The organism is Amycolatopsis keratiniphila subsp. keratiniphila, from assembly GCF_001620365.2.
GTDB classification, from domain to species: Bacteria; Actinomycetota; Actinomycetes; order Mycobacteriales; family Pseudonocardiaceae; genus Amycolatopsis; species Amycolatopsis keratiniphila.
Genome location: NZ_LQMT02000066.1, coordinates 1 through 9,144, shown reverse-complemented (window position 1 = coordinate 9,144; position 9,144 = coordinate 1). Strand labels below are relative to the sequence as shown.

The following is a 9,144-nucleotide window of genomic DNA, read 5'->3' as shown; positions in this document are numbered from 1 at the left end:
GGCGCGTTCGACGCGGCCAAATACAACCACCAACGCGCTCTGGAACTCTTTACGCAGGCGGGCTACCTCGACGGTGAAGCCGAAACACTGAACTACCTAGGTGAGCTGACACTGGAGCATTCAGCATCAGGAGATCCGCGTATCTACTTCGGTCGGGCCTACGCGATAGCCAGAGACATCGGTAGCGCTCAGCACGAGGCAGGCGCCCTAAGTGGGAAAGGGCGCTGTTTGGTGGGCGCAGACATCGACGCTGGCATAGTCTTGTTGCGACAGGCGCTGGCGATATTTCGATCCTGCAGCGCGGTCGACGCCAGGCGGATCGAGGACATCCTTGCCAAGCTGGGATGCCGCGACATACCAACAGTTGATGACAGACTGCCGTAAGTCCTTCCCGCACGGCCATGCGGCCAGTTCCGTTGGTACCACGAGCGGCCTCAAAGGCGGGTGGGCAAAAAGGATGCGACTGTCCATGCTGCACTACGGAGATCGGGGAGTTTCAGTGACGACCTGGTCAGGACACCGTCGCTGGTGATGAAACCGATCGGCCCCAGCAGCTGAATCCCCACGTTCCCCCCGCACCTATACCCCCAGTGTGCCGACATCCCCACCTCGTCGGGCAAAATCCACCGACCCGTCACCCTACTGTGAAGGGCAGCTCCCCCATTCAGTAAATTATACCGCCACCAGAGGCGATTCTTCATTTCGGTTTCGCGCCATTCAGGCGACCCGCCCGAGCGGTCCTCAGCTCCCATCCGGATTTCACCCGGATGGCGGACACGGTGTCGGTGCTTTGTCCAGGCATGTGTCCGCTCTACTATCCGCCCGGTGGCCTGATGCTCGGTGCAGCTCCTGATCAGGCTGGGAGCGGAGACGGAGACCGGCACTATGAGCGTCCACAGTCACCATCCGCCACACCCCGACACCGCGGAGCACCGCCACTGCCTGCGGCCCGCAACAACGGCGGCGGACAGGCGTACCGGCGCCGTCTCCCCGATCTGGGACGGGAGGTGGTGGCGGTGATCGAATTTGTCGAATACGAGCAGCGGATGACGTTCTGCAGCAAGGACAGCAGCTAGCCCGTAACCGACGATGAAAAGAAATGACGAATCGAGGAGGATGCTGTGGAACGTCCCAGGATCAAAGTCAAGCACCGGCCGGTGCGGCTCGACGACGGCCACATCCGCATCGGCGGCCACATCCCCGGGATCGGGACGACGATCCGCGACCCGGACGGCTGGGTTTGGGCGCTGCTGAGCATCCTCGACGGAACGAGGACGGTGGACCAGATCATCACCGAGCTGGTCCACCGTTTCCCCGCCAGGCCCCCAGCCGAGGTCGCCGCCGAGGCCGTGGGCGACCTGCGGGTGCTGACCGAGACCGGCTACGTCGAGGACGCTTCCGAGACCACACCCCCGGGATTGTCCGCCCGGGAGCAGGAGCGCTACAGCCGCAGCCGGGAACTATGGCGGTGGATGGCCCGGATCGGGCGCCGGTCGAGTTGGGACACCCAACTCCTGCTACGCCAGGCCAGGGTCGTCGTCATCGGCGTCGGCGGCACGGGCAGCACCGCGGCGGTGGATCTGGCGCTGTCGGGAGTCGGGGAGCTGCACTGCGTGGAGCCGGACGTGGTCGAACTGTCCAACCTCGGCCGGCAGATCCTGTTCACCGAACACGATCTGGGCCGGCCGAAAGTGGAGGCGGTGGTGCGGGAGCTGCGGGCACGCAACTCCGACATCCAGATCACCGGGCAGGCCCTGACCGTCACCGGCCCAGCGGCCCTGATCGACCTGGCGGTACGGTTCGACCTCGTCGTCTTGGCCGCGGACCAGCCGACGGAGATCCGGACCTGGACCAACCGCGTGTGCGACGCGACCGGCACTGCCTGGGTCCACGCCGGCTACCACGGTCCACAGATCAACTACGGCCTGTACCGGCCGGGCACCGGCCCCTGCTACGAGTGCATCGACACGACAGAACGAGAGCGTCGCCTCGAGACGGCCCCTCCGGCACCAGTGACGGCGCTGCAGGAGGTTCAGGCGGGCAACGCGGTGTCGGCTGGGGTGTCCGGGAATCTGGCGGCGCATGCCGCGATGAGCCTGATCACCGGTGTCCCCGATCTGGCCCCCAACCGCGAGTACGCGTTCAACCTCGTCACGCTCGACGGCTACGCGGTATCCACGCTCGACGCGCCGCGACCGGGCTGTCCGGCCTGCGGGCCGCACACCGCGACTGCCTGACCCACTGGGCTCCCGCCCCGTCACCATGCCGGGATCAGGGGCAAGAGTCGGCGGCGATGCGGGCTTCCAGACCGGTCAGCCGTACCCGTGTCGGTGCGGCGCGGGGATCATCGAGTTCCGTCAGCACGGTGATCGCCTCCCTCAAGGCTTGCGCCGCGGCGGGCAGGGCGCCGAGGGCCTCCAGTGACGTGCCCAGAGGCAGGAACGTGTCCGCTAGGTCAACTCCCGTGTAGTCCAGGTCCTGGTAGGCGGTGATAGCCCGCTGGCACAAGCTCACCGCGGTGCCGTGCCGACCCAGCCCCTGGTTCGCCAGCGCGATGTCAACCAGTGCGCCGGCCTCGCCAAGCAGATCCCCGGCTTGCCGGCGCAGCGCCAGGCCCTGCTCGGCGTAGCCGAGGGCGTGCTCGAATTCACCCAGCTGAACACTGAGCCAGCTGAGGTTGCACAGCGCCACCGCTTCCGGCCTCACCTGCCCCGACTGCCGCGCCACCGACGCCGACCGCCGGAAGTAGTCCCGCGCCTCCAGCCACCGCCCCTGCTCACGGCGGATCCGACCCAGGCCCGATAAACCGATAACCCAATAGGCAGGATCATCGGTCTCCTCGGCCAGAACCAGCGTGCGCGCGATCACCGCTTCGGCCTCCGCCAGGCGCCCCATCCGGCGCAACGTGATCGCCCGGACATCCAGTAGCAGAGCCTCTACCCCTTGATTCCCGGCGGCGAGCGCGCAGGCCACGCCCACCTCGGTAACCTCCAGGTACAGAGCGGCCCACGCGGCACTTCCAACAGCCATGAACTTGCACGCCACCGCCACGGTCATCGCCGCCACATTCAGCCCGGCATCGGCCGCGCGGCGGGCCGCAGCGACCAGGGTGGCGTGCTCGGCATGCTGCCACGCCACCGCCGCCCCCCGGTCGGTGAACACGACCTCCGGCGCCACCACAGCGACCTCGTCCAGGGTGAATCCGGACAGGGCGGGCATCGTCATCTGGTCGGCGTGCCAGGCGGTGCGCGCGTACCAGGCCAGCACTCGCTCCACGGCTTTACGGCGGTCCTCGGCGGTGTCGTCGAGACCAGAACGGTGGGCAGCGTAGGCGTGCAACAGATCGTGCATCCGGTACCGCCGCCGCCCCGACGGCTCGAGCAGATGCAGCTCGGCAAGCACTTCCAGACACCGGTACACCCCCGCCGGCTCGAGCCCGGTGAGCGCCGCGGCCGCGTCCACCCCGAACTCCGCACCCGGATGCGCACCCAGGCACCGGAACACCCGCGCCTGCTCCGGCGGCAGCTCGGCGAAGGACCAGTCGAACACCGACCGCACCGCGCCACCGACGACGCCATCACCACCGAACCCGTTCCCCAGCTCGGATGTCTGCTCGTCGCCGATGTCGGCGACCACGTCAGCGAGGGTGTAGTGGGGCCGGGCGGCAGCACGGGTCGCGGCGACCCGCACCGCCAGCGGCAACCCACCACACAGCCGCACCAGCTCTCCCGTCGCGGCAGGCTCAGTGTCCGCTCTGGCCGCGCCGACGATCCCGCGCAGCAGGGTCTGGGATTCGGCGGTGGTGAACAGGCCTAGGTCAACCCGATGCGCGGCTGCGGACACGACCAGGTCGGTCAGGCTGGCGCGGCTGGTCACCACTACCAGGCACCCGGGCGTGCCGGGCAGCAGCGGGCGTACCTGCTCGGCGGTGGCGGCGTTATCTAGCACCACCAGCACTCGCCGCCCTGCCAGCACCGAGCGGTAGAACCCCGCCAGCGCATCCAGCTCGCCCGGGATCTGCGCCTCGGGCACCCCGAGCGCGGTCAGGAACGAGGCCAGCACGATCCCCGGTTTCAAGGGCGCGCTCGGCCCGTACCCGCGCAGGTTGACGAACAACGTCCCGTCCGGAAACACGTCCTGCACGCGGTGGGCCCACTGGACAACCAGGCTGGTTTTCCCGCCACCGCCGGTGCCGTCCACTACGGCCACTACCGCGGCACCACCGGCGTCCTCCCGGCTCGGCAGGAGCGCGTCGAGCGCGGCGAGCTGGGCATCGCGGCCGGTGAAGTCCCGCAATCCCGCGGGCAGCTGCCGCGGCACTGGCAGAGGCTCGTGCCGCTCCGGCGAAAGGGTCAGGTGCCCGATGGTGCCGGCCTGGACCACGGAGCCGGTCACGCTGCCGCTGATCGTATTCCGTACGCCCGCCCCGTCGGTCACAGCATCAGTCTGCCGTCACCATGCCGGGCCACCAGCCCGCCGCACCTGACCTCACCCTGATGGAGCACCGCTCCGCAACCACGTCGGCGCCAGGCCGGCGAAAACAATCTCGGCCGGCGGCCCGGGGTCAGAACGAGATCCCCCCTTGGATGTCGCGGGCCTGCACGACGTTGCCGCCGACCTGGCCGGATACCTGATTGGCCACACCTCCAGATCCGGCGTTCTGCTCGACGGTGACCCGATCCCACTCCTCACGCAACCGCTCACCGAACGCCGGATCAGCGCCCTGCTTCTCCTCCAGCGCGGCGGCGAGCTCACCTACCTCCTTGGAATCCGCCGCAGCGCCTTCCGCGGCCTCCAGCACCGCGGACGCGTCGGGATCATCCGCGAACTTGGCCTTGATCAGCTGATACAGGCCAGCCACCGCACGCCCGGCAACAGCCGCAGCGATCGACACAAGCACAGGCTCAGGCACAGCAATCCCCTCCACCAACACGGACAGCACACGGTCGCTCACAAGCATAGAGACAAGCCTCCACTCGTCCATTTGCTCAACGGCACGCGACACAGACCCGGCTCCTCACTTGGCAGCGGGAGTTCGAGCAGACTCAAATGGGACATCCGCTCTTCGGCATGAACGAACCCTCCTGGTCCGGTTGTATCGCAGCATTTTCGAACAATACGGCGCGTCGCGGAAGTCCGCTGGAATGACTCAGCGGGCACGAAAGGATTATCAATCCCAGTTTCGTGACACTAATGCCATTTCAATGCCGAGATCTTTGGGACAATGTCATCGAATTTTGAGACCCTACAAGATGCAGGGTCTCGCCGCTTGTGACAAGTCGATCTCATGCGACCTGGGCGTTCTCCGTTGCCTCACGATAACGTCACCATGATCAGCCTCAGACTCATGGCATTACTCGACTGAGGTGACGAGCCCGACTGCCGCGACCGGGCAACGCCGGCTGGTCCAACCGCCTGATCGAAGGCCCTCATTGCGGCAGAAGCGGTTGCTCGATTGGGCACAAACTCGAAGCGACATCGGCGACAGGCCGCTCAAGATAGCGGGCTGTCTGCCGACTGGTTCCGCCAGCGAACGAGATTCATCCGGGTCCTCAGCGTGTGGGGGTGATCGGAGCCCAGCAATCGTGAGCGGTCGACGAGCAACTGCTCAAACACGGCTGCTGCACCGGCCAGGTCGCCCGCAGCACCCCGCCAGGAAGCGAGACTGTCACGGGTGGTCAGGGTATTGGCGTGGTCTGGGCCCAGCACCCGTAGCTGGTCGGTGAGCACCTCCTCCAATTCGGCTACCGCACCTGCCGGATCACCCGCCTCACCCCGCCAGTGAGCAAGGTCGCTGCGAGTGGTCAAGGTGTCGGGGTAGTCGGGGCCCAGCATCCGCAGCTGGTCGGTGAGCACCTCCTCCAATTCGGCTACCGCACCTGCCGGATCACCCGCCTCACCCCGCCAGTAAGCGAGGTGGCCGCGAATAGCCAAGGTGTCGGGGTGGTCAGGGCCCAGCACACGTAGCTGGTCGGGGAGCAGCTCCTTCAGAGTGGCCATGGCACTGGCAGGGTCACCTGCATGCCCCTGCACGTAGGCGAGGTTGTGGCGGATTTTCAGGGTGCGGGGGTGGTCAGGGCCCAGCACCCGCAATGTGTCGTTGAGCAGCTCCTCCACTACGGCCATGGCGCCAACCTGATCGCCCACCGCACTGCGCCAGCTTGCGAGGTTTCCACGAGTGGCCAGGGTTTTGGGATGCTCGGGCCCCAACACGCGCACGCGATCGGCGAGCAACCCCTCTACCGCAGCCATGGCGCCAACCTGATCGCCCGCAGCACCTCGCCAGTAGGCGAGATTGTGGCGGGTCTTCAGGGTGCTGGAGTGGTTCGGGCCCAGGACCCGCAACATGTCAGCGAGCATCTCCTCCAACGCGACCGCAGCACCGCCCGGATCCCCCGCCTGACCCCGCCAGCAAGCAAGCATCCGGCGGGTGTCGAGGGTGTCGGGGTGGTCGGGACCCAGCAACCGCACCTTGTCGGCGAACACCTGCTCCAACGCGACCGCAGCGCCAGTCGGATCACCTGCCTCACCCCGCCAGCATGCGAGATCGTGGCGGGTGTCCAGGGTGTCGGGGTGGTCGGGGCCCAGCAACCGCACCTTGTCGGCGTGCAGCGTCTTGAATGCAGCCGCGGCGCCAGCCAGATCGCCCGCCTCGCCTTGCCAACGGGCGAGGTTGCTGCGGATGGCCAGGGTGCAGCAGTGTTCAGCACCCAGTATGCGGTTGGCGGTGGCGTGGAGCCGGTGGAAGTAGTCTCTGGCCTCGGTGACCAGCTCTCCGGCTCCGAGGCTGATCCCGGCGCGGAACAACACCGGATGCGCCTCGGGTTCCCATAAGTGTTCGCCAGCGGTGTCGGCGAGCGCGTCGGTGTTGGCACGCAGTACCTGCCCCAGCGCGGTGTCCCGTTCGATCTCCGGCCAGAAGCTCGCGAGCGCATCGGCTGCCACTCGCGCCACGGCTGGTAGCTGCGAGGTGGCCAGGGCGTCGCGGGTGGCGCGTTGCACCAGCGCATGTACCCGCACCGCCTGGCACGCCGACCGTGTGTCCAGGACGATCAAGTTCAGCCGGTGCAGGCACCCCAGACCATCACGCGCACGCTCAGCATCCACCTCACGTCCCGCGCCACCTGACAACAGATCTGTGACAACCGGGGAAGCGAACAGGTCGGCGGGGATTCCGTTGGGGTCCAGCAGGCTGGCCACTTCCAGCAACATTCCTGCGATCCCTGCCGGTTCCAGCCGGTTGGCTTGTTCCACCGACAACGACCAGGTAGTGGCCAGGGTGGCACGGTGGTCGTCGGGCAGCCCGTCGGGCTCGGGCACCAGCGACGCCAGCGTCCGCCGGTGATCTGTCCACCGGGTGTGGTAGGTCGTGCAGGACAGGCCCCGGTCCAGCATGTAGGCGCCCGCCTGCGCCAACGCCAACGGCAGACACCCAAGCTCGACCACCAGTTCGGCCGCACCCACGACTAGATGCGGCTGGTCGGCCAGCGCGGCGCGCAGATACGCCTTGGCTTCTGACGGGGTGAACACGTCGAGTTCGACCATACACCGGCCGTGTCCGCGTAGCGCGGCATCACGGCGCCGAGTGGTCACCACCACCCGCCCGGTCGCGGTGGCCGGCGGCCACAACCCTTGTAGGTCAGCCGGGCTCTGCACGTCATCAAGCACGATCAACCACCGCACGGGACTGGCGGTAAGCCACTCCAGCAACCGCCACGCGCCCTGCTCGGGATCCGGGTCCTCAAAGCCGGTCAAATCGGCGGCCAGGCGAGCGTAGCTGGACACGACCGCCTCCCGTGAACCCGCCGTCACCCATGCCCACAAGACCACCTCGCCGGCGGCCCATGCCTGTTCGGCGTAATCCAGCGCAACCTGCGTCTTGCCGACCCCGCCCAACCCGGTCACCACACCGGTATGCAACCGCGGCTGGTCGGTCAGCACCGCGGCATCCCCGCGTTGTAACGCGTGCTGCAGCAGTGGAGTTGCCCCTGCGCGGTTTTGGAAGGCCGTCGCCCGCTGCGGCGGGACCGCCGCCCGGTGCGGCAAGGTCACCACCGGGCGGCCGAGCTGATGAAAGTGCACGTCACCGGTGATGATCTCCGCCTGGACCAGATTCCCAGACACGCCACCGGCCACGTGGTTGACCGTGCCACCGTGCGGCGGCCGGTCAGAACGCTGACTCATCGACCCAGTATCCCGAGCCTCCACCCGTAGACAACAGGAACTTGCACACTGATCTGAACGACGGAACGCTCCGCCCGATCCCCGTTACCCCACGGCAGACTGCACCACAAAGAACGTCCGCTCATCGGCCGTAGCGGATGTTCACGCGACCGGGATCGGGCCAAATATCTGAGCCCCATGTTCATGGTGGAGGTCCGTCCGGGGTCTTGTCTTTGACGGGTGGGACAAGGAGATCGGTTCCTACGAGGCCGGGCGTGCAAGAAGGTGGTCGCTGAGTTCGATCGTTGCCAGGTACCACCAGAAGATCCAGTCTAGGAATGCTGGGTCGTAGTCGCGTTGCTGCTTCAGGTCCTGGTGACGTAAGGCAAAGTTGTTGGCAATGTCGAAGAGTGCGCCTTCGTCCTTCTTGACGAGACTGTCCTTCAGGAGTTGGCGGCGCTCCTCGATGATCCCGGCCAGTACGAGAATGGCGGACCGCTTGTCGTGCTCGGTGGATCCGCGCGCACGGTACAAGGCGATGCCGTGACGAACCCGGTCGGACGTCCGACCGGGCGGTTGATTCGCGAGACGCGTGACAAGATCGGCCCGGGCGTCGTCGGTGACGGCGACGAGCCGTCCGATGTCCTCGCCGTCGTCGGCCAGCCTCAGGCCCAGGTCGCTACGATCGAGAAGCTGGTTGACTCGCCACCGGTAGAGCGCTCTGCCCGGTTCGATCGCGAACTGCGAGTAGTGCCAGCCACAGCCGCCGTAGCTGTGAAAGGATCGAGACCGCGGCCGCGCGACCAGGTCGTGGAGTGCCTCTATCACGTCGAACAGGGCATCCTCGACCTCTAAGAGTTGGGCAGCGTGTAGCGGCCAACGCAGATTCGAGATGCCCAGCATCTGCTGCAGGACATCGCCTCCATCGACGTCGACTCCGTCGTGGTCGTCGACGCAGGTGGGCCGTGTCATGACAACCGT

Annotated in this window: 5 protein-coding genes and 1 pseudogene; 2 read left to right on the top strand and 4 right to left on the bottom strand. The window is 67.0% G+C overall.

Going from position 1 to position 9,144, the window contains the following annotated elements:
- On the top strand, positions 1–384 hold a 384-nt coding region (locus AVR91_RS43255), incomplete at its 5' end, for a hypothetical protein (protein WP_211282842.1).
- A gap of 737 nt (positions 385–1,121) precedes the next feature.
- Positions 1,122–2,237 (top strand): ThiF family adenylyltransferase, encoded by a 1,116-nt coding sequence (locus AVR91_RS42240; protein ID WP_063271686.1) that lies wholly within the window; start codon positions 1,122–1,124, stop codon positions 2,235–2,237.
- A 34-nt stretch (positions 2,238–2,271) separates the two neighbouring features.
- Here the strand turns inward: AVR91_RS42240 and AVR91_RS42235 are convergent, their stop codons facing one another.
- The 4 genes and pseudogenes from AVR91_RS42235 to AVR91_RS42220 form a co-directional block, all read right to left on the bottom strand.
- A complete protein-coding gene (locus AVR91_RS42235; RefSeq protein WP_063271685.1) occupies positions 2,272–4,437 on the bottom strand; it encodes a tetratricopeptide repeat protein in 2,166 nt (721 codons plus the stop codon).
- A gap of 127 nt (positions 4,438–4,564) precedes the next feature.
- Complete coding sequence (locus AVR91_RS42230; RefSeq protein WP_228709497.1) at positions 4,565–4,960, bottom strand: hypothetical protein; 396 nt, start codon at positions 4,958–4,960, stop codon at positions 4,565–4,567.
- A 533-nt stretch (positions 4,961–5,493) separates the two neighbouring features.
- Positions 5,494–8,184, bottom strand: a complete 2,691-nt coding sequence (locus AVR91_RS42225) for a tetratricopeptide repeat protein (RefSeq protein ID WP_083737968.1) — start codon at positions 8,182–8,184, stop codon at positions 5,494–5,496.
- Positions 8,185–8,424: 240 nt separating this feature from the next.
- Positions 8,425–9,144 (bottom strand): annotated as a pseudogene (locus AVR91_RS42220) (hypothetical protein); the annotation flags it as partial.

Bases quoted from the DNA above. Each gene is read 5' to 3' on its own strand.
- AVR91_RS42230 (WP_228709497.1), bottom strand. From the start codon at position 4,960: ATGCTTGTGAGCGACCGTGTGCTGTCCGTGTTGGTGGAGGGGATTGCT.
- AVR91_RS42225 (WP_083737968.1), bottom strand. From the start codon at position 8,184: ATGAGTCAGCGTTCTGACCGGCCGCCGCACGGTGGCACGGTCAACCAC.